Origin of the sequence: Vibrio sp. YYF0003 (assembly GCF_036350715.1) — a bacterium.
Lineage (GTDB): Bacteria > Pseudomonadota > Gammaproteobacteria > Enterobacterales > Vibrionaceae > Vibrio > Vibrio natriegens.
On record NZ_JAZDWA010000002.1, the window covers coordinates 412,867 to 434,169 of the forward strand.

25 protein-coding genes are annotated in these 21,303 nt (G+C 44.8%); 6 read left to right on the plus strand and 19 right to left on the minus strand.

Annotated elements, in window-relative coordinates:
• Positions 1-57: 57 nt before the first annotated feature.
• From V1U08_RS08380 to V1U08_RS08410, 7 genes are all read right to left on the minus strand, one after another.
• On the minus strand, positions 58-285 hold the full coding sequence (locus tag V1U08_RS08380; RefSeq protein ID WP_065297651.1) for a TM2 domain-containing protein: 228 nt from the start codon (positions 283-285) through the stop codon (positions 58-60).
• A 182-nt stretch (positions 286-467) separates the two neighbouring features.
• Positions 468-932: a hypothetical protein gene (locus V1U08_RS08385; RefSeq protein ID WP_065296741.1), complete on the minus strand. Its 465-nt coding sequence runs from the start codon at positions 930-932 to the stop codon at positions 468-470.
• Positions 933-1,157: 225 nt separating this feature from the next.
• Positions 1,158-1,538: a hypothetical protein gene (locus tag V1U08_RS08390; RefSeq protein WP_065296740.1), complete on the minus strand. Its 381-nt coding sequence runs from the start codon at positions 1,536-1,538 to the stop codon at positions 1,158-1,160.
• 155 nt (positions 1,539-1,693) lie between these two features.
• Positions 1,694-2,044: a hypothetical protein gene (locus V1U08_RS08395; RefSeq protein WP_155759720.1), complete on the minus strand. Its 351-nt coding sequence runs from the start codon at positions 2,042-2,044 to the stop codon at positions 1,694-1,696.
• A gap of 374 nt (positions 2,045-2,418) precedes the next feature.
• Entirely contained in the window at positions 2,419-2,676 is a 258-nt protein-coding gene (locus tag V1U08_RS08400; protein ID WP_065296738.1) for a hypothetical protein, read from the minus strand.
• Positions 2,677-2,877: 201 nt separating this feature from the next.
• Positions 2,878-4,002, minus strand: a complete 1,125-nt coding sequence (gene rlmF, locus V1U08_RS08405) for a 23S rRNA (adenine(1618)-N(6))-methyltransferase RlmF (protein ID WP_065296737.1) — start codon at positions 4,000-4,002, stop codon at positions 2,878-2,880.
• Positions 3,989-4,504, minus strand: coding sequence for a M48 metallopeptidase family protein (locus V1U08_RS08410; RefSeq protein WP_065296736.1), 516 nt, complete (start codon positions 4,502-4,504; stop codon positions 3,989-3,991). The genes rlmF and V1U08_RS08410 overlap by 14 nt, the downstream gene beginning before the upstream one ends.
• A gap of 149 nt (positions 4,505-4,653) precedes the next feature.
• On the opposite strand from V1U08_RS08410, the gene V1U08_RS08415 reads away from it, so the two are divergent.
• A complete protein-coding gene (locus tag V1U08_RS08415) occupies positions 4,654-4,884 on the plus strand; it encodes a glutaredoxin family protein (RefSeq protein WP_014231652.1) in 231 nt (76 codons plus the stop codon).
• A 7-nt stretch (positions 4,885-4,891) separates the two neighbouring features.
• Here the strand turns inward: V1U08_RS08415 and V1U08_RS08420 are convergent, their stop codons facing one another.
• Positions 4,892-5,761 (minus strand): LysR family transcriptional regulator, encoded by an 870-nt coding sequence (locus V1U08_RS08420; protein ID WP_065296735.1) that lies wholly within the window; start codon positions 5,759-5,761, stop codon positions 4,892-4,894.
• 111 nt (positions 5,762-5,872) lie between these two features.
• On the opposite strand from V1U08_RS08420, the gene V1U08_RS08425 reads away from it, so the two are divergent.
• The 3 genes from V1U08_RS08425 to V1U08_RS08435 all read left to right on the plus strand — a co-directional run bounded on the left by V1U08_RS08425 (position 5,873) and on the right by V1U08_RS08435 (position 8,459).
• Complete coding sequence (locus tag V1U08_RS08425; protein ID WP_065296734.1) at positions 5,873-7,096, plus strand: MFS transporter; 1,224 nt, start codon at positions 5,873-5,875, stop codon at positions 7,094-7,096.
• A gap of 66 nt (positions 7,097-7,162) precedes the next feature.
• Complete coding sequence (locus tag V1U08_RS08430) at positions 7,163-7,744, plus strand: DUF1415 domain-containing protein (RefSeq protein WP_065296733.1); 582 nt, start codon at positions 7,163-7,165, stop codon at positions 7,742-7,744.
• A gap of 139 nt (positions 7,745-7,883) precedes the next feature.
• Positions 7,884-8,459: a nucleoside triphosphate pyrophosphohydrolase family protein gene (locus V1U08_RS08435; protein WP_065297650.1), complete on the plus strand. Its 576-nt coding sequence runs from the start codon at positions 7,884-7,886 to the stop codon at positions 8,457-8,459.
• Positions 8,460-8,540: 81 nt separating this feature from the next.
• On the opposite strand, the gene btuD is transcribed toward V1U08_RS08435, so the two are convergent.
• The 9 genes from btuD to V1U08_RS08480 all read right to left on the minus strand — a co-directional run bounded on the left by btuD (position 8,541) and on the right by V1U08_RS08480 (position 17,265).
• Positions 8,541-9,308 carry a vitamin B12 ABC transporter ATP-binding protein BtuD gene (btuD, locus tag V1U08_RS08440; protein ID WP_014231647.1) on the minus strand — a complete coding sequence of 256 codons (768 nt, stop codon included), beginning with the start codon at positions 9,306-9,308 and terminating at the stop codon, positions 8,541-8,543.
• Positions 9,295-10,290 carry a vitamin B12 ABC transporter permease BtuC gene (btuC, locus tag V1U08_RS08445; protein WP_014231646.1) on the minus strand — a complete coding sequence of 332 codons (996 nt, stop codon included), beginning with the start codon at positions 10,288-10,290 and terminating at the stop codon, positions 9,295-9,297. The genes btuD and btuC overlap by 14 nt, the downstream gene beginning before the upstream one ends.
• A gap of 112 nt (positions 10,291-10,402) precedes the next feature.
• Positions 10,403-11,431 (minus strand): succinylglutamate desuccinylase, encoded by a 1,029-nt coding sequence (locus V1U08_RS08450; RefSeq protein ID WP_065296732.1) that lies wholly within the window; start codon positions 11,429-11,431, stop codon positions 10,403-10,405.
• Between the two features lie 309 nt (positions 11,432-11,740).
• Complete coding sequence (locus V1U08_RS08455) at positions 11,741-13,546, minus strand: M3 family oligoendopeptidase (protein WP_065296731.1); 1,806 nt, start codon at positions 13,544-13,546, stop codon at positions 11,741-11,743.
• 86 nt (positions 13,547-13,632) lie between these two features.
• Positions 13,633-14,250, minus strand: a complete 618-nt coding sequence (cobC, locus tag V1U08_RS08460) for an alpha-ribazole phosphatase (protein ID WP_065296730.1) — start codon at positions 14,248-14,250, stop codon at positions 13,633-13,635.
• Between the two features lie 11 nt (positions 14,251-14,261).
• The gene (gene cobU / locus V1U08_RS08465) at positions 14,262-14,795 is read right to left on the minus strand and encodes a bifunctional adenosylcobinamide kinase/adenosylcobinamide-phosphate guanylyltransferase (RefSeq protein WP_239947773.1); all 534 of its coding nucleotides are present in this window, start codon (positions 14,793-14,795) and stop codon (positions 14,262-14,264) included.
• Positions 14,792-15,592, minus strand: coding sequence for an adenosylcobinamide-GDP ribazoletransferase (locus V1U08_RS08470; RefSeq protein WP_330470401.1), 801 nt, complete (start codon positions 15,590-15,592; stop codon positions 14,792-14,794). Before V1U08_RS08470 ends, cobU begins: the two co-directional genes overlap by 4 nt.
• Positions 15,592-16,635 carry a nicotinate-nucleotide--dimethylbenzimidazole phosphoribosyltransferase gene (gene cobT, locus V1U08_RS08475; RefSeq protein WP_020333105.1) on the minus strand — a complete coding sequence of 348 codons (1,044 nt, stop codon included), beginning with the start codon at positions 16,633-16,635 and terminating at the stop codon, positions 15,592-15,594. Before cobT ends, V1U08_RS08470 begins: the two co-directional genes overlap by 1 nt.
• A gap of 18 nt (positions 16,636-16,653) precedes the next feature.
• Positions 16,654-17,265 (minus strand): flavin reductase family protein, encoded by a 612-nt coding sequence (locus V1U08_RS08480; RefSeq protein WP_014231639.1) that lies wholly within the window; start codon positions 17,263-17,265, stop codon positions 16,654-16,656.
• 286 nt (positions 17,266-17,551) lie between these two features.
• Between V1U08_RS08480 and V1U08_RS08485 the strand changes: the two genes are divergently transcribed.
• Positions 17,552-18,241: an NAD(P)H-binding protein gene (locus V1U08_RS08485; RefSeq protein ID WP_330470402.1), complete on the plus strand. Its 690-nt coding sequence runs from the start codon at positions 17,552-17,554 to the stop codon at positions 18,239-18,241.
• A 187-nt stretch (positions 18,242-18,428) separates the two neighbouring features.
• A complete protein-coding gene (locus V1U08_RS08490; protein WP_118118297.1) occupies positions 18,429-19,808 on the plus strand; it encodes an L-cystine transporter in 1,380 nt (459 codons plus the stop codon).
• A gap of 193 nt (positions 19,809-20,001) precedes the next feature.
• On the opposite strand, the gene V1U08_RS08495 is transcribed toward V1U08_RS08490, so the two are convergent.
• Both V1U08_RS08495 and V1U08_RS08500 read right to left on the minus strand, forming a co-directional pair.
• Complete coding sequence (locus V1U08_RS08495) at positions 20,002-20,475, minus strand: GNAT family N-acetyltransferase (RefSeq protein WP_330470403.1); 474 nt, start codon at positions 20,473-20,475, stop codon at positions 20,002-20,004.
• A gap of 190 nt (positions 20,476-20,665) precedes the next feature.
• Complete coding sequence (locus V1U08_RS08500; protein ID WP_065302261.1) at positions 20,666-21,283, minus strand: hypothetical protein; 618 nt, start codon at positions 21,281-21,283, stop codon at positions 20,666-20,668.
• Positions 21,284-21,303: the final 20 nt, after the last annotated feature.

The following is a 21,303-nucleotide window of genomic DNA, read 5'->3' on the forward strand; positions in this document are numbered from 1 at the left end:
ACGAATAGTAAAAATACCGCGGGTTGTGACTCACTCTTTAACAATTTGTTAGACTATTTATGTCCACTTTTGTAACAACTTGTCTTCACTATCCGTGAATTTCCCTAAAGCTAACACAATGCAATCGTAAATAGCCCAAAAGCCCAAACCACCTAATGTTAAGAGCTGAAAAATACCAGACTTTACTCTTCCAACATAAAATCGATGAACACCAAAACTCCCCAGAAATAAACACAATATAAATGTAATCAATATTTTTTTATCTGAAGTTTTCTTATTATCCATTTTTAACCTGCCTTTAACGTTTAAGAATTTTACGTCGCATAACGAATACATTTATATATTCACCTAACGCCGCGTTAACGTGCGAGCAACTCTACCACCCAACCTAAAACATTGTGCCGTAAACCCTAGAGCTGATTCAAACTCAAAGTGCCAAACGTTGCGAATCAACGTTAAACGCTTTGTTATGTATTTCTTACAAACTTCATGTGCTTAGCTAGGTTTACATATAAAAAACAGCTCCAAAGAAGAATAATGCTAACACCAAAGGGAGTTGTAACGGTTACCTCATTTTCTACGCCGAAAGCTGAGTCGTACATTTGAAGTAAAACGACGATTGGAAAAAGGATAACCGAAAATCTAATGGTTACTACAAAGCCAAGACTGAAATATCGTCCTAAAAAGTCTCTCCCACTATTAGCACCATTAGCCCTGTACGTAAAATAGGTTCCCGCCAAAACTACAACAACATTGGAAATTGCCTCTATTTGGTCCCATATATTTGTATATTCGTTGTTGCTGCCTTGAAAGTACTCAAAAGCAGCAGCACTGGATACAATATAAATCAGTGCGTATATAAACCTATCTTTTTCTGTAAGCCTGCCTCCTAAAATGTCACGTTTCAAAGCCTCAATATTCCAAAAGTACATAATATTTTCCTCACACCCGCAAATAACTATAGAGTATTACCAATTAAATCTAACCACTTGTAAAATAATGATTTTACCGAGTAATTTCACAATTTTTTTAGGAAACCTCTAACGCCCTATTAATGGGTGAACGACGAATACCGAAGCCGCCGTAAAACACCTTAATCGCTCAAGCCAACGCATAGTAAAAATACCGCGTGTGCCGAATCGCTTTTAAATTATTTGTTAGGTACGATACTTAACCAGCTGTTGCCATTCAGTAGAGCTAAATACAGTACATGGAATTCTAACCATGCGTCTATTCATACCCTCCATGTAAGTCAGTTCTAAATATGGCCATATGCTAAAACCTGAAATCTCAACATCACAACCATGTCCATCCCAAAAAATAATCCCGCGAGTTGTATTGACAGAAAGATTTTTAAAGATATTTTGAAGATACTTTCGTTTATCAAAAGCTAGAAAAACAGATGATAGAACGAAACATATAAGCAGAAATAGGCCAAACTCCCTAGAAATCGCATAAAGCGCGCCAAAAAATACAGCATCTTTAACTAACTCAATTCCCAAATACCTATCAATCTTTAATAGGTCTCGATCTTCCATATTTTCTCCAAAGCACATAACGCCACATTACTGTGTGAGCGACGCAGTAACCTGACCATAACCATTGCGACGTAAACACATGACCCAATCCTGAGCTGAGAATGCCAAGCGTTGGGAACGCTGCCTTAAACGCTTGTATGGTAAATTATTAAACATTAAGTGAGGTTAGAGAGCTTAATCACTAAGTTATAAGCAAGTATTGCTGTTATCAACCAGCATAATATCGTTACCAACGTTACATTTAATTTACTCATAATCTTCTCATGCTGAAGAATAAAGAATAAAGGCAGTAATGGGTCAGATAGTGCCTCCAATGTAAATCCATCGGCAAGATCATTGGTAAAAGAGTACGATTGCATAGCTAACAATAATAACCAAAAATATAGAGACCATTTAGAATGCAAAATTGCATTAGTGCCCACACAAACTCCCTTGAGCGATAAATCGCCAACACTATCAATAACCATTGGGGATGCACTAGTTAACAACGACTTTAATTTACGCATCCACTTCTCATCTATTTGCCTAACGCTATTTAGACGCCACCAAGCCTGCATTTTCTGTCAAATATGATGTCGTCTTTTTTTGAGCACTTCAAAGGATAATCAGTAAGTTAGCGATCGACACTACGAATTTAGCTATACAATATTGCATTATTCTGGACTTTCGATGTGACGCAGCCATTTGAGGAACTTTTGTTACGGGAAAGGCACACATTCCGCTTATGAGGGAGTGTTGACGGGGAATGAAACAGGGATGGCTGAAATAAAGCAGTCCGTCAGCTCTAAATACCGAAGTAAATTAGAGCTGACGGGTGGAAAGAGGTAGTGGGCAAATATAGATAAGGCGAAACCTTAAATCTCACATTTTAAATATCCATCTATTTATTATCCGCAACATTTATCGTGATCACGCCAGCTGCAAGCGCCATATCGACCACCTTTTGAAATTCGGTGGGGTGAAGCATGACATACCCCGTCAAAGCGTACCCATCATGTTTGGAGGTTGGATCTCTTTCACCGCTACCACTTATGCGGATCTCACCGGCGACTAACTCTGCCTTTCCTAACATGACAACGCATTCGTCTTCTTCAACTTTATCCGTTGAAGAATATTCTCTAACAATTCCTACCTTCATGTTTATTCACTCATATAAGGGAGTTTATTGAATAGTAGTAACGCCCTGAAAGTTCGTCAAAATAGAAAGTGATGTTGTAGGCCTAAAGCAAAAATGGAGTATGCGCTGGGAATAACTAAGTAGAATCTGTCAGCTCTGATTACAGAGTAAATAAAGAACTGACAGATTATAAGATTTAGGTGAGCTACATTGTTTAATTGGCTACTTAAGCGCTAGCCACGCCTTTCGCTGCTCTTTATCCATATACGACCAGGCAATAAAACGGCTGATTTTTTGTCCCTGGCTCATCTCTACCACACGAATGGCTTTTACGCCCAATTTCTCAAGCTGCTTGCGCATAGGGCGAACATTCTCTTTTTTCGAAATCAGCGTAGTAAACCAGAGCACTTGGGCGCTGAAGGCTTGGCTTTCGTTAGCCATTTTACGGATAAACGCCGCTTCTCCGCCTTCGCACCAAAGCTCTGCGTTTTGACCACCAAAGTTAAGCGTTGGTTTTGCCGTGTTTTCGCGCGCTGGTTTCACGCCTTTCTTACGTTGGTTAGCTCTAAGGTTGTCCACTTTACGTTGACTTCCCATCGCGGCTTCTTCTGCCGAACGGTGAAATGGTGGATTACAAGTTGTGACATCGTAACGCTCATTCGGCTGAATTACCCCGCGATAGATGTTTGCCTGGCTCATCTGGCGAACCAGTTCGATTCTGCCATTTAGTGACACATTGCCATCGACGATTGCCTGAGCCGATTCAATAGACTTAGGATCAACGTCGCTTCCAGTATAGCGCCATCCGTATTCTGTCACTCCAACGATTGGGTAGATACAGTTTGCACCAACACCAATGTCCAACGCTCGCACATCGTGATGCGGGTATTTACCTTTCACTTCCCCATCGAGTAACTCAGCGACACGGTGAATGTAATCCGCACGTCCCGGAATGGGTGGGCAAAGATAGTGTTCAGGGATATCCCAGAATTCAATATCGTAATGCGCGGCTAACAAGGCTTTATTGAGCATTTTGACCGCTTTTGGATCAGAGAAGTTTATCGAGTCTTCCCCGTTCGGATTTTTAATCACAAAAGCTTTTAGCCCAGGCTCACTTGCCGTCAATTTTTTAAAGTCATAGCGGCCACGATGCTGGTTACGTTCGTGTAATCCACTTTTAGCTACTTTAATGAAGTCCACATCGCTGTTCGTTGCCACTGGCGATTTTGCTTTAGCAGAGGTTTTTTGCTTCACACGCTTTTCGCCTTTTGCATCGCCTCTACTCTGCTTTGGCTTGGCATTTTTTTTAGATTTTTCTGGCTTAGCGGTGTGGTTATTGTTCTTCATTCGAATTCGCTTTTAAATCGAGGTAAATCATAAACAGACGGGCATCAAACTCTAACTGGTGATACTCGGGCTCCATATAACAGCACAGTTGGTAAAACGCTTTATCGTGGTTTTTCTCTCGCGTATGAGCCAGTTCATGAACCACCAGCATTCTCAGTAGTGGCTCCGGAGCTTCTTTAAAAACACTCGCGATACGAATCTCGTTCTTCGATTTGAGCTTGCCACCATGATTACGACTGATCACGCTGTGCAGCCCTAGCGCATTATTAATCAAGTGAATTTTCTTATCGTAGACCACTTTACTGATAGGTGCTGCTTTCTTCATGTAACGATTTTTTATCGCTATGGCGTACTCATACAGCGCCTTTTCACTTTTAATTTGATGACGTTCTGGATAGCGCTTTTCAAACCAAGGAACCAGTTTACCGCTGTCTACCAGCGAGCTAACTTGCTCAACAAAGTGTGGAGGATAACCCTGAATGTATCGAAGTGACGGATGCATGGTATAAAGTCTGCTATGACAAGGGAAAGGCGCTAAATATACCTGAGATAATCAGCACTTTCACCCTCGCTTTGACAATAGATTTCGCCTTTCAATTGTCGATAAAGGCCGTTAAACTTCGCATCCCAAAGATAATGGAGAGAAATTCAATGAAACGTGTCGTTCTTTACGTCAAAGATAAATGCCCCCACTGCAAAGATGCTCAACGTTATCTGGATTCGAAAAACATCACCTATCGCCTGTGCAACGCGAAAATGCAACGTGGCCGTAAAGAGCTGGATGCGCTGGGTGCCCGCTCACTTCCAGTCCTGAAAATTGGCGACCAGTTGATGATTGGCTGGAATCCCAAAAACTTCGAAAAGATGTATAAAGGTGACTAGGGTCTGACTACAAATAACGTTTAACGAAATCAATAAACGTTCTGTCTGCAATCGATAAATAACCGTCTTTCCGCCATGCTAGCGCCAGATCGAGCGTAACTGGCGGATTAAACGGAATGCCCACCACATCTTTTTCATGCTGAGTGACCAGTTCGAGTAACGCCGTAATCGCAAACTCATGCTTTACGATGCTGAGGATCAATGGCAATAAGTTGGTTTCAAATGACGACTTCATGGTAAAGCCGTGCTCCTCGCTGACCTGGTCTAAAAACTCACGATGGAAATAACCGCGCTGGAACATCACCAATTCATGTTCAAAAAACTCATCAAAAGAGAGTGATTCACGCTGTGCTAACTCGTGCTCTGGCGCGACAACGGCAACCATCTGGCTGGTAAACAGATGATCGGTCTCGAGATCGTCGGGTACATTGTCACAACTTATCACCCCGATATCTAACCGCCCATCAAGCAACATACTTCTTATCGAATGCGTGCCCGCTTCCACCAGCGTTAATTTCAAATCCGGGAACCGGCTCTTAAACGCCATAACGATACGTGGGAAAAAATAGCTTCCCATCATCGACGGCGTACCCAAGCGCACTTCACCTTTAGCTAACCCTTTCAGTTCATTAATCGCGAGCTGTGCATCGTGCAATTGCTGAATGACCCGCTTCGCGTGCACCAGTAAGGTTTCGCCCTCTTGAGTTAGGCTAATCTTCTTATCTTCTCGCCGAAACAGCGTGACTCCCAGAGACTGCTCGAATTTTTTAATAGAGATACTCAAGGCAGGCTGAGCAATGTTCAGCACCTTCGCGGCATGGGTGATGTTGCCTTGCTCTGCGACAGCAAGGAAATGTTTCAGTTGCTTCGATTCCACTAGATCAAAAATATATGGTATCCATATTTTTAATATATTTTTTTAATTTACGATTAGCTGATAGATTGATCACAGTTTCTTTATATTGCGCTCTCGCATCAGGCAGGACACATGGTCATCTTCGGCACGCCAGAATACAAACGAATCACGCTCGCTCTTGCGCTGGGTTCATTCTTAGTCTTCTCTAACTTATATCAATTGCAGCCTATGTTGCCGACCTTTGCTCAGTTGTTTGCCATTTCTGAAACGCAGGTGAACTGGTTGTTTGCCTCTTCCACGCTGGCGCTCTCTTTCAGCCTGGTACCGATGGCAGTATTGTCTGAAACCATCGGACGAAAACCGGTCATGATGGCTGGCTTATTCGCTATCCCGGTTCTGTCTGCACTGATGCTACTTGGTGATTCATTCCTATTTTTGGTTATCTGCCGCGCCCTTATTGGTGTTGCATTGGCGGCGTTTGCTGCCGTAGCGGTCGCTTATATGGCAGAAGAACTCGATAAGCACGCCTTCTCCATGGCGATAGGTACCTATATTGCAGCCAACTCATTAGGTGGCATTGTGGGCCGTATTAGTGGCGGCTTATTGGCTGACAACTTCAGTGTGGATGTAGCGATTGAAGCCATAATGGTAGTGACCCTGTTAGGCGTAATTTGCGTACATTATTTGCTGCCAAAACAACGTAACTTCACCCCTTCTTCAAGTGGATTACGACAACAGAACCGCGCCATCTTAGGTCACTTCAAAAACCAGCGTATATGGTTCGCCATGTTGATTGGTGGCCTTAATTTCGCACTATTCGTTAACCTGTATTCAGTAATGGGTTTCAGATTGGTTAGTGAGCCGCACAACATTCCGGTCGGCTTGGCATCGCTTATCTTCGTTTGTTATTTAGGTGGTACGTTCTCATCCCGTTGTGCAGGACACTGGAGTAAACGTTACTCATCTATTTTGGGTATGTTCTTAGGTGCCATTCTCAGCATGAGCGGCATGTGGATAGCGGCAATTGAAAGTGTGGCTGCCATGCTGTTCGGCTTGCTTCTGATTAGCTTTGGAGCCTTCTTCACCCACACTTTGGCTTACGGTTGGGTTGGCCAAAAAGCGACAACCGCGAAAGCGACCGCAACGGCTCTATACCTGGTGCATTACTATGTGGGCGGCAGTCTTGGTGGATTCTTACTGCTTTACTGCTGGCAACATGGCGGATGGTCAACAGTACTTGTCGGCGGTAGCGTGGTCTATCTAGCGATGTTTAGCGCGATAGCTTATCTCAAACGCATCACACAGACACACGACACAAAGGAAAGTGAAGAAGTAGCCAGCTTGAGAAGAAGTTAATTAGGGTCAACAGCCCCTAGTATATCTGCTATGCTTGCGCCACTTTCAAAATGATTTAAAAATCGTATGTCAACGCGCTCAACAACAACAAACCAAACTACAGATGTAAACGCGATCACCCAACAAGTGGATCAATGGCTGAATGATGTCGTTATCGGACTGAATTTATGCCCGTTTGCTGCCAAACCTCAACGCAATAAACAAATTAAAATCTTCGTTAGCGAGGCGTCTCAAGAAGAAGCCTTGCTGGAAGATATTTTGTTGCAGTTAATTGAACTCAGTAATACAGAGCCAGAGAAGCTGGAAACGACCTTAGTCGTTGTTCCGAATATGCTCGACGATTTCTGGGACTACAACTTGTTTATTGATTGGGTTGAAGGCTTAATCAAGCAGCAAGATTGGGAAGGTATTTTCCAGGTGGCTACGTTCCATCCAGATTACTGTTTTGGTGGTGCAGAGCCAGAAGACGACGAGAACCTGACGAACCGCTCGCCTTATCCGATCTTCCATCTTATTCGTGAAGAGAGCATGGAAAAGGTGTTGAAACACTACCCTGATCCTGAGTCAATCCCAGATACCAACATCGCGCGTGTTTCTGCCCTTTCAGAGGAAGAGCGCAAAACGTTGTTCCCTTATTTATTTAGATAAGTTACGGCTTATAACCTTCAGAGTGGCACCCTACTTCACTCCAAGCGGCAGATTTAATAGTCAGTTAGACTCTTGTCTCTTGGGGAATAAAGAGCGGTTTGTTATCATGACCGCTTCAATCGATTCAATGGATATCAGAATGCAACTGTCAAAGCTAACCCAAGAGATTTTTGATCACTTATACCGTGACATCACCGAGTTCCGTAGCACGTTCGATCTTCCAGTCGCAGACGAAGCGAGTCTGGATGCGCAAGCGGATACGCTACACACATCTTTGGCGATCGAAGAGCTGACTGAGCTGGCAGAAGCAGATTGTAAAACAGAACAAGCAGACGCAATCGTAGACAGCGTTTACGTTCTTATGGGTCGTCTTGTACACCTTGGTAACAGCAAAGTGGAAGACAATCTGGCGATCAGTTACCTGATTGACCTGCTACTGAACGTTGCGGTAAACCGTGGTATCGACTTTATTCCTTGCTGGGACGAAGTGCACTCAAGCAACATGAGCAAAGTGTGCCGCAACGAAAAAGAATACATAGAAACAGAAGCATTCTACGCAGAACAAGGCATCAAACTGATGGCGGTACATCAGGGCGAGTACATCATCGCCAAATGTGCAGAAGACTTTGTATCTGAAGGCAAAACGGTACGTAAAGGCAAAGTTCTAAAATCGGTTTACTACCGTCCGGCGGACCTTAAGCCACTGACGCAATAAACAGCGACAAAAATCACATCGAAAAAACGACCCGAGTGGGTCGTTTTTTATTGCTTGAAAGCTAAGAGAGAATAGGAAAACCTATTCGAAAAGCAAATACGGTTTCTCTTCAACCATCACCCTTCTTACCTGAGTGTTGAAAACCTCTCCCAGCCCCTCTTCTGTTAATACATCCTCAGCTTTGCCTGATGAGTGCAACACGCCATTACTCAGCAACAGCACCTTATCAGCATGCCTTAGTGTTCGGTTTAAATCATGGTTCGCGACCAACACACCTACACCTTGAGCCGCGACTTCAGCAATTAACTGATAGAGCAGCCCCTCTTGGGCGATATCTAACGGAGCAGCAGGCTCATCCAAAATCAGTAGCTGCGAATACGGGTTGATACTGCGCCAAACCTGCAAACAGACACCGGCCAGTCTCACACGCTGCCACTCACCACCAGAAAGCGTCTGAATGCTACGGTGTAACTTATCTTGTAACTGAACAAGCTCAATTACTGCGTTTACCGCGTCGCGCACTTTGCTGTCACTGATCTTCACCCCACTAGGTAAAGACAGCGCGAGATACTGAAATACATCGACGTTAAATACTGGTCTGGATTGCTGACATAAATACCCTCTCAGGTAAGCCTGCTCAGACAACGGCATAGTGAGTAAATCCCCGCTATTAACGCTCACTTCACCACTAACAGAGTCGTGGCTGGTAAGCGTGCCGGAAATCGCGGCTAACAAGGTACTTTTCCCCGAGCCATTTGGGCCGACGACATGCACGATCTCCCCTGCGTTACATTCAAACGACAATGGTAATAGTCGGTTTCCTACCGCAATATGCTTAACGTGCATCATGACTCTTCACCAGCATCCAAATGAAAATAGGCGCACCAATCGATGTGGTCATTACGCCCAGTGGCAGTTCAGCAGAGTCGAGTAATAATCTCGCACCGATATCAGCAAACACCAACAACGCTGCACCCGCTATCGCAGACAGCGGCAACAAATAGCGATTCTCGGTACCAAATGCTAAACGCAGCAGATGAGGCACAACTAATCCAACAAAGCTGATGATCCCTCCAAGAGCGACCGAACCACCGACAAGGATTGAAATCGCTAATATCAATTTCCAACGCATTTGATGAACATCGATGCCGAGCTGAGTGGCGTGGATTTCACCTAACATCAGCTTATCGAGTGGCTTGCCCTTACAGCACAGCCAAATCAAAACAGGCAACATCACTAATGTTACGGTATGCTGATACCAACTCGCCCCACCAATGCTCCCCATCAGCCAATACATTAATTGGCGAAGACTGAGATCGTCGCTGAAATAGAATGCCCAGGTTACTATCGCACTGGAGAATATCCCCAACGCCACACCAACCAACAACAAGCGTGCGGTTGTCAGGTGCATCACTCTTGCAATAGAAACCAAGATTAAGGTAAACAACATCGAACCTGCGATGGCGGCCAGCATAAAGATCAGCGGCGTCGGCAAGGTAGGAATCGCAAACATCACCAATACCATGGCGAGGCTAGCGCCACCGGAAATACCAAGCACACCCGGTTCAGCGAGAACGTTTCCTAACAGCACTTGAAGTGTTGCACCAGAGACAGCGAGCGCAGCGCCAATAATGGCGGCAGACAGCAATCTTGGTAAGCGTAAATCCACTAATAACTTGTGCTCGAATGCGGAAAGCGATTGAAAAGGAGAAAGGAAAATCTCTCCGACCATCAGGTGAATGGCAGAGAGTAATATGAGCACGGCGGACATAATCAAAAGATTGCGCTGCCAGCGACGCTCCTTGTTCAGGATAAGTTGTTGAAAATCCATAATAGCCGATAAAAACAAACGAGGCCTAACCTTACAGTTAAGCCTCGGTAAATTGCAACGACTTCGAAGCGTTACACCTAATATTTCGCGTTATGTGTCTGAAAGCTTTGCTTTAATCGTATACCAATTCGCCGTCTTCAAAGCGGGTTTTCACTTCACAAACCATTAAAGCTGCGCGCTGACCAATGGCAACCTTACGGTTTGGAAAGACGATTGCTTCATTATCATTCTTAGCCATCAGTGGTTTATCACCGTCGTGACCGAACACTTCACCATGAACAAACGACGTAAAGTTTTCTACATCGTCGTCAAACATGAAGTCGAAGTCATCGTGTAAACGCACAATAGTACGGCTAACACGATATTTAATACATGGCTTAGGCAAATGCTCAGCTTTGGTACCTGAAACTAAATTGCGCAGCGCTAAATCAAACGCCGTCAGCTTATCTAAATCATTCTCACCAATTCGAGCAACACGTCCAAGCTCCATTGTCAGAGCTTGCGCGCTAAAGTTTTCTGCACTGTACCAGCTGAATGTACTCGCCGGAGAGTTTGATAATAGAACCGCTTCAATGTGGCCACTATCCAAAAACTCCATTAGAGCTTGGCTTCGAACCGGATGGCGTGTCTTAGGACTCACAGCAAACGTGTAGTGTTTAGAACCACGAATTGCACAGTGTAAGTCAAGATGCCAGCGCGTTTCTGGGTCAGTACCTTTAAAGAAGTCACAGACGTGCAACTTCAGTAAATCTGCAATAGCCAACTCTTTGGTTGGCGTATGACCTTTATCATCGAATAAGCGGTTGAGGTTTTCCTCAAGAAAACGCGTATGCGCCAAGGTAGACTCAGGGTGAGCGATGATGAATAGACAACGGGCATCAACCTTCATAAAACCGGATTCAATGTCTTTAATCATTGAGTCGACCAGTTCCATCGGTGCCGTTTCGTCGCCGTGAATACCTGTTGAGATAATGATGTTTTTCGTCTCCTGAGTGTAGTTCTCAGGGACCACTTCTAGCACACCACGCTGATAGAGTTTTAGTGTCACTCCATTAGATAGCGCCAGCTCTGCTGGTTCTACATCAATATGCATATCTAACGTATCAGCTAAAAACGATTGGCGAAAGAAAGACTTCGTCATGCGTTACTCCTTAATTGCACGGCGGGTATGTTAATAAATTGTACAAAGAATTTTTGTTGCTGCGATCCCACTTATGAGTAGAAATCGACATTTTCAACGAAAATCCAATACCGTTTCGAGCCATACACTCAAACCAAGCAACAAACCGCTTATTTGTTAATCAATTACAAATTGTTATACCCAAGTAACCTAGTGCAAACGGCATCTCAAGTTACTTGGGTATAAGGCTGTGAACTTTAACACAGCCCTGATTAAGATCATTATGATTTCACGATATTTTTCGCGTCGAGCTCATGCACCATCACAATACTATGCTGTCTGGGCTCGTTGATTAAGCAGTTGCTCAAACTCATCGACCTTCTGCTGAACCAAAGCAACACTCTGCTGCCAAAAATCAGGTTTCGTTAGATCCATCGACAAGTGCTTATCAACGACTTCTTCAGCGGTCATATTGCCTGTATCGCGAAGCAAGTTAAGGTAATCGGTGTAAAAGTTTTCGCCCTTTGAGTCACGCTGAGCATAAATACCTTTACTGAATAGGAAACCAAACAGGTATGGGTAGTTGTAAAAGCTCACACCTGAGATTGAGAAGTGTAATTTGCTCGCCCAGAAATACGGATCGGCTTCGCTCATCACATCACCATACCAATCTTTCCAGGTTTCAGACATCAATTCACAAAACTCTTGCGCAGTCAGTTCACCGTTTTGGCGGCGTTCATAGAATGCTTTTTCAAATTCGTAACGAACAGGAATATTTACCATCAGCGCAAGTGCAGAAGAGAGCTCTTCCCATAGCATTTCCAGCTTTTCATCGACACTTTCAGCTTTTGAAATCAGATGATCGCGAACGATGTTTTCCGCAAAAATTGAAGCCGTTTCGGCCAGCGTCATTGGGTAATAGGTCTGACAAAGCGGTAAATCACGGATAACCCAGTTATGGAATGCATGACCTAATTCATGTGCTAGCGTCATCAAGTCAGAGCGACTGCCACTCCAGGTCATGAACACCAATGGAGTACGCGTTGCGGGTAACTTAGTGCAGTAAGCTCCTAAGCGTTTATTTGCGTTTGGCTTCGCATCAATCCAGCCATTCTTGACCATCATTCGAACAAACTCTGACATGTCAGGGTTTACCGTTTCAAATGCTTCACAAATCACATCTATCGCTTCGTCAAAATCGTAGACTTTAGCGTCACCACTCAGGGCAGGCATAGCAGCAAGGTGATTCCACGGTTTCATCTCATCTAAACCATGCACCTGAGCCATCAGTAAACCCGCTTTTTGGCCGATAACGCGACTTTGTTTTGCTACAGCCATCATCGCATCCAGTGTTTCCGCTTGAATACGGCTGCCATGCAAACTTGGATCGAGGAAATGGACTTCACGCTTTGTCGAGCGCTTTTTGTTTTCAGTCAGACGCCAACCAGCAAGCGCGTTGAGAATGGCAGCAAAGGACTCTTGATGCGTTGCCATTGCGGTCTGTACACCGCGCCACGCCGCTTCTTGTCGGTTAAATTCAGATCCATAAAGAATGCTGGCTGCCTGAGAGAAGCCAAGCTCTTCACTGCTTCCATCATCGTAATTCAAGGTCACTTTCAGAGAGCCAGTCAGGTTGTCGTACAGCTTACCCCATGCCGACTTGCCATCCACACTCATCGCCGCCAACAGTTTTTCTTCTTCTGTACTTAGACGAGTATCAGCCAGGTTTCTCAAGTTCTCGATGGTGAACGCCTGACCACTCACATCGGTATTTTTATGGTTCAAAACACGCGCAATAAAATCATCATCCGCGTGTGTTAGCGTTAACTCAAACGCACTGAATGCTTGCGATAACTCAGAAAAAATACGAGTCATACGCCCTAACAACGCTTTTGCTTCCGCGTTGCTTGAATCAACAGATGAATAGCAATTAGCGAAATTAAAAATCGTACGTGCTAAGCGATTTGCTGCCTCGTTGGTTAAAATGGCGTTTTGCATCACTTCAACATTCTGGCAATCCAATGACTGCTTATTAAGAAGTTCAATACATTGCTCTACCAAAGCAATGTCATCTTGAATTCGCTGATCAGCGAGATCCTGATATGCGATGGATAAGTCCCAACTTGGAGTGGTCATTTATCTTTCCTTTTTATGTAATCTGGCCAACCCTTCCCTATTTGAATTGTTTTAGGGAATAAAATTGGCCTCTTCCGTGACTTTTACTATCTATGCTCAATCAAAGGTACACCTATCGAACGAACGGAGGCGTAGATTTGGTCATCAATAGTGATTGTTATATGTGTGATTGACGCATTGCTGATCGCTAACGTCGAATACCAACGCGGGTTGCGCCAGTCAACGTCTAATATATGAGCGAGAATCATTCTTATAACGCCACCATGCGTGACAATCAGCAGGTTGTCATTGATATTATTGATAATTTGAGACCAGGCACTAGTTACACGCTGTGAAAATGCGTTAAGGCTCTCAGCATTGGGTAAGGTGTGTTGTGACGGAGATTGCCAGAAGGACTCTAGTTTTTTCCAATTGTCGTTCAGCATGTCAAACGGCACACCATCGAAATCGCCAAAATTCATTTCTCTTAGTTCAGAATTTTCGCTCACAGGAAGCATTTGCTGCTCGCCGATGATTTCTGCCACGTCGCTGCAACGGGAAAGTGTAGACGTAATAATACCGCTGACTTCACGTCCCTGCTCTTTCCAAGCCTGAGCAATGTCTTGCTGCTCGGACTCTTTTACCTTTAAATCCGACTGACCGTGCAACCCAGGTGCGGCATCCACTTTACCGTGACGCATGAGATAGATATTAAGCGTTTCCATGATATTGAGCCCTATGCTTTGAGTACGAGTGGTAAGCCAGCAGCAACAAATGAAACTCGCTGGCACACTTGCGCAAGTTGTTGGTTCATTCGACCGGCATTATCGACGAAATAGCGGCTAATCGCGCCAAGTGGAACGATACCCATCCCGACTTCATTAGAGACAAAGATCAACGTCGCTTGTGAGTGAGACACCGCTTCTACCAGTTTATGAACTTCTGCTTCTAACTTCTCATTTGAGCATTCGTCGCCCAGTTCGAAAATCCAGTTGTTCAGCCACAGTGTCAGGCAATCAATCAAAACGACATCATCGTGATTAAAGCTTAATAGCAAATCAGCAAGATGCAGCGGACATTCGTGTTCCTGCCACCCTTCTCCGCGTTGCTTTTGATGGTGACGAATTCGATCACGCATCTCATCATCAAACGGCAAGGCCGTCGCGACGTAATGCAAGCAAGCGTGTTGAGCGTCAGCAGCTTGTCTCGCGGTTTGTTCTGCTAACTTGGATTTTCCGGAGCGTGCTCCACCTAATATTAGTTGTTTCATGATGTGTGATAAAAGGCAATGAGAGTGAGATAAACCAGCAACTCAGATAACTGTTGCGCAGCCCCTAAGCAATCGCCGGTAAATCCGCCAATTCTTTTGGTCAGCCATCGTTTAAAACCATAGCGAAATACCGCTAAGACCAGCACAATAACGGCGGCCTGAGTAACGCCAAGAAACAAAGTAACAAGGCCACCGGTGAACAGTAGGATCGCCACTTCTAATGACGACTGTTTGTTGGCAAGGGGCTTGCTTTTGGAAGTGTCGCTGTCACTGACATACGGCATGTCGTAGATAAGCGTAGCCGCCAAAGCACGACTGGCGGTGTATGCAACTACAATCATTAGCAAAAATTGTGGCTCCTGAGCCAGCTCGCCCCAAAAGACAAACTTCGCCAGCAGTGCCATAACCAAAGTTGCAGCGCCATAAGTACCAATACGGCTGTCTTTCATGATAGACAGTCGTCGCTCGACGGTCATTCCACCGCCGATACCATCCGCCATGTCGGTTAAACCATCTTCATGAAATGCCCCTGTCAGCAGCAGACTAAATACCATGGTTAAAACGATCGAGACGGAAGCAGGAAAAACCAAACTCAACAGCCAAAAAGTCGCAGCGCACAGTAGGCCCAACACAACACCAACCAGCGCGAAGTAGCGCCCGGCTTGGTTCATGCGAGCTTCACTGTATGGCAAATTTTCAGGAACAGGTAAACGGCTAAAGAAACTCACCGCTAACAGGAACAGCTCCCATTGATAACGCCAATTACCTGTCTTTGCTTCATGAGGTGCTTCTGACACTAAACTGTTACTCCAGCGCTCTCAAAGCTCGCCATGTTGTTGTAAAACTGAGCTGCCGCTTTCACTAAAGGTAAAGCCAGCGCTGCACCCGTTCCTTCACCTAAACGCAAACCAAGGTCCAATAAAGGCTCTGCTTGCAAATACTCCAGAACAAACTTATGCCCGGCTTCCTCAGAACAATGAGCAAACAACATGAAATCGCGTGTCTCTTCGTCAAGCAACGTGGCAATGTATGCTGCAACTGAAACAATAAAGCCGTCGACCAATACTGGTGTTTTCTGGCGTTTTGCTTCTAAAAATGCCCCCACCATTTGCACAATTTCAAAGCCACCCACTTGGGCTAACACTTCTTTCGTGCTGAGTTCATGGCAACGCGCCACACCGTGGGCAACGGCTCTAATCTTACGGTTTAACTGCTCTTGATTGATGCCAGTACCCAATCCAACACAGTGATCTACTTCCAGTGGGCTAAGTGCGGTTAACAATGCCGACGCAGAACTTGTGTTGCCTATCCCCATCTCTCCGAACATAAGCAGGTTGGAACCCGACAAAATGGCTTGCTCTGCCACCTTCGCGCCATATTCCAAACCAAGCGCCACTTGTTCTAAAGACATCGCGGTTTGTTTGGAAAAGTTCGCAGTGCCATTACCCAAGCGTTTCTCTATCAAGTTCGGATGCGATTTAAAGTCCGGTACCAGCGTATCTATCGGTGACAACATGCCACAATCGATCACTTTGAATTGAATTTGGTTAAGCTCGCAAAAACAGTTGATTGCCGCGCCGCCAGCGAGAAAGTTAGCGACCATTTGCTGTGTGACGGCGCTAGGTGCAATGCTTACGCCCTCTTCGGCTACACCATGGTCACCAGCGAATACCAGCATGGTTGGCTGACGAATTGTGATTTGTTCTACCGCTGCGCTTTGATCTTGGCTTTGTATCAGTGCCAGTTCCAAGGCGACTTTCTCAAGCAGCCCTAACGATCCAACTGGTTTGGTTTTGTTATCAATACGCGCTTGAATATCAGCGGCGAAAGTGCGGTCCATGTGTTTGGTTCCTTTTATTTATTGGGGACGAGCAATTGAGAAAGTCTTCTCTAGAGTGGCGTATTCACTTCCGCCTAAACGAGAGAGAGGATCAACGGCTAAAGCATCCACTTTTAATCTGTCGCCTTGAGTAGTTATCACTTTCTCATCGACATAAATGTGTTCTATTTCGGCAAAAATTAAGCTTTGAGGGGTTTCACCCATCTCAATGACTTCATGTAATTTACAACCGAACGCAATCGGTGCGTCTTTTAATCTAGGAAGTTCAAAGCCACCGAATTCAACCGTTTCCAGATTTGTCAGCGCTAATTCTGACTGTCCGTGATCTAAACCAGCAGAAGAATCCGTAACCTTTTGCGCCAGTGCGCTCGAAGCGATGTGAATGACCAGCTTTCCTGTCTCTAATACATTGCGAGTCGTATCCTTAACCTCGCCAGTTGGCTTTTTACCAACAGATAGCATTAGCAAGGGAGGACGGCTGGAAACGGCGGTGAAATATGAAAATGGAGCCAGGTTGAAATTCTCTTCACCAGAGTCCGTTAACACCCAAGCAATCGGGCGAGGAATGACCGTCTGAGTCATTAGGTGATACACCTGCGTCGGAGCAAGTGTGCTGACGTCTACATTCATTTTTCTTCCTTGATTCGCGTGTGCCGAAATAATATCGCAAATTCAAACGATAAAGAGAAACAGTGTACCTTTCTCTAAAGGTAATTCACCTACTTTCTCCTAATTACGAAAACTTTTCGCCAAATAATGTCGATTCGCTCGGTAAAGCCGTGATGCCGTGTTTACAAGCAACCAACTTATTTCAAAAACGATTTGTGTTGTTACACTCAAGCCACGTAAAAGCTGGGTATAAGTCATTGAAATCGGCTACTATTAACTCACGCTGCTGCCATAGAGGAGAAGAGGCATGAGTAATAATACCTGTGTGATCATTGCTGGAGCCTCTGGCTTAGTTGGCAGCAAAGTGATTACTCAATTGGTTTCCCAACCGGGTATCCACACATTATATTCACTTTCCAGACGCCCTCTTACCGATATCTCGGACCCTGAGCAAAAAATCGTTCCGATGATAGACGCTGATCTTTCTATCCTAAATTGGGATGAGCAACACCTGACGCCAGAAATCGGCTTTATCTGTTTAGGAACGACGCTCAAGCAAGCTGGCAGTAAAGAGAACTTGCGCAAGGTTGATGTAGACCTTGTGACAAACGTTGCCAGGCAAATGAAAATGATCGGCGTGAAGCGAGTCGCAGTGGTTTCTAGCCTTGGTGCTAACAGTAAATCTCCTTCGCATTACTTAGCTTGCAAAGGTCAGATGGAAGCCAACATTGAAGAAATGGGGTTTGAAGAAGTGGTCTTCGTTCGTCCGGGTCCGCTTGTTGGCCAGCGTACAAATCCAAGAAACGACGAGAAAATCGTTCAATGGATTTTTAGAGTGATTCGTCCGTTCATGTTGGGGAAACTCTCTAACTTTATTCCAATCGATGCGGAATTGGTCGCCAAGGCTATGATTTATCAAATTTTCAGCTATCAAGAAGACTCAATAATTTATCTGCAACGCAGAGAAATGCTCGATTTATTGCGACACTACGAGTAGCCTCAACTACGCTCAATAAGTACTGAGTGACGGTCTAACGGGTCACTTACGTCAAAACATATTCCATTTTGATATATCTAATACCCGTTAATCATTTTAAAAGTTATATATTGAAAGCTATCTTACTGCCCCCTTTATCACCTCGTATACAACCCTCAGCATATTGACTGAGTACTAAGGTAAGAGTATGAATTTTGCAGTAATTGCCTCACTTGCAGTCTTTGTTGGCATATTATTCTTTCTTTTTAACCAGCAACAAAAACAAAACACACTTTCTCGTCTCGTTTTAATTGGTCTTGTCACTGGTTCCCTTTTTGGCCTTGCCCTTCAACTGATCCACGGTGAAGGCAGCAGCGTCATTTCTGAAACCCTTTCTTGGGTAGCTATCGTTGGTAGTGGCTATGTTGGCCTACTGAAAATGGTGATCATGCCACTTGTGTTGGTATCGATGATCTCAGCGGTTGTGAAGCTGGAAAAAGGCGGCTCACTGGGTAAGATTTCTGGTCTGACAATTTCAGTCCTGCTTATCACCACAGCGATCTCGGCATTAATTGGTATTTTCGTCACATCAGCGTTTGGCCTGTCGGCAGAAGGCCTGACGGAAGGTGCTCGCGAGACGGCTCGCATTGCGGTATTGGAAAGCCGTGCTGGCTCGGTAAGCGATCTAACCATTCCACAAATGCTGGTTAGCTTTATTCCAACTAACCCATTTGCAGACCTAACAGGCGCACGTTCAACGTCTATTATCGCGGTTGTTATCTTCGGTGTTCTAACGGGTATTGCAGCACGTAAAGTAATGGCCGAAAAAGCAGAATTGGAATCACCAATTCGCACATTCGTTGAAGCGGCTCAGTCTATCGTAATGCGCTTAGTTAAGATGATCATGGCGCTAACCCCATACGGCATCGCAGCATTGATGACCAAAGTGGTTGCGACATCAAGTGCAGCGGACATTCTGAATCTGCTTGGCTTTATCGTTGCGTCATACGTTGCGATTGCATTGATGTTTGTTGTACACGGTATCCTTGTTTCTTTTGTTGGCGTTAGCCCAGCAGAATACTTCAAGAAAATTTGGCCGGTACTGACGTTTGCCTTCACTTCACGTAGCTCAGCGGCAACGATTCCTCTGAACGTAGAAGCGCAAATCACTAAGTTAAACGTGCCACCAGCGATTGCTAACCTTTCAGCATCATTCGGTGCAACGATTGGTCAAAATGGTTGTGCAGGTATTTACCCAGCGATGCTTGCGGTAATGGTTGCGCCAACAATGGGTATTAACCCACTAGAGTTCAACTTTATCCTGTCACTGATTGCGATTATCACCATCAGTTCGTTCGGTATCGCGGGCGTTGGCGGCGGCGCAACCTTTGCTGCGCTAATCGTGCTTCCTGCTATGGGCTTGCCAGTGACTATCGCTGCACTGCTTATCTCTATCGAACCACTCATCGATATGGCGCGTACTGCACTTAACGTTTCAGGTTCTATGACGGCAGGTACCATCACAAGCCGCTTGTTGAAATCAACTCATACTGAAGCGGACGCAAAGCCAGAAGAGGCAAAAGCGTAATCCGCTAACTGCAATGAAAACAGTTCAGCGCAAAACTCAAGCCGATGGTTCGCCATCGGCTTTTGCATATTTTCTAACTGTGTAATGCACCCATAAGTTATTCAGTTACAAAGCGGGCAATAGCACCAAACCTAAACAAACGATCTCAACGACTACAATCCATCAGCGTTAATAGCCCTTGTTGAATCCATTGCTAGACAATCTCTCTCTGCATTATATGTTGCGGGCCAGCTGGGCCGCCCAAATACAATTTTCCGGTATCTTCAAAGCCACATTTGGAATAACACTGATAAGCGGCTTTATTACGACAATTCACCGTTAGTTGGAGAACCTGAAAATCAGGATAATTTGAGCGAACGTAATCCGGCAATAACTTGATTGCTTGAGTTGCAATACCCTTTCCTTGAGATCGCTGGTCAATTAAAAGAGAGCGTATCCCCAGCGCTTTCCTATTGCCGAAGTTATACGTTTCTGAATACGATAAATCCAGAAGAAAGAAGCCAACCACTTTATCATTTTCAATGACTAAAAAAGGATGTTCGTGTTGCTGCAAAGTGGGAATAACGTCGCCAACATTGCTCACCGTAAACTGTGCCTGTTCCTGCTTTACACTCAGAAACCCTATTTGTGATTTCCATTTATCACTATATTTTTCAATTGAAATCATCTTTCCCCTCGATGCTTATATACCCTTCATTTCAGACCAGAGAAATAGAGTTCACACCCAAAATTGCCGTCGATCCATGACTCGGAACACCGCGGATATAGGGCGTAATATAAACCACTCGCCTAACCTGTTATGCAGTCAAATTTCAAACTCAATTAGAGCAAACTTGCCAAGTGTAGGGAATCCCTCATCACGATTTATTAGCAGCCCGTTTGTGGCATGCTTGTTTATAGCTGTTGTTGACAACCCATACTGACACCACGATTAAACCTACATGTAAGGGCCAACCCAGCGCCAGTGTGTAGCCCACCAATTCGGATTCAGAAACCGAGTCAACACTTAGCAGAAAAACGCTCTTACACAGATAGCTAAATACCCAAATCCCGTTGACCCTCTGCCACGTCATCAAGCTTGGAATGCCCGTTGATTCCCGACTTCCCTTTAAGGCTGGCGTGGTTATTTCAGCAACCAACATAGGAATAGGCTTTTTAAACCACGAAAAGACTAGAAACACACTGGCAGTGCTGAGCGACCCCATGGCGAGCTTAAGCACAACAGCTTCAACCAGAATCTCCCTAGGAACGAAAGCTGCGATGGTTAACTCAACAAAGCCAGACAAGGCAAAGGCTAACGAAATCATGCCTAACTCTTTGCGAAACAAGAGGGTTAGCAGACCATATAGTGAAGTGACTACCACTGCCGACATTAAACCAACGTACTGATAAGCCAAAAAATACAAAATTGAAGGCAGCAAGATAGTCAGAAACGAGTCGCGACTTGCGACTAAACGGTAGATGACGTGAAACACAGTTACTCCATTATTAATTA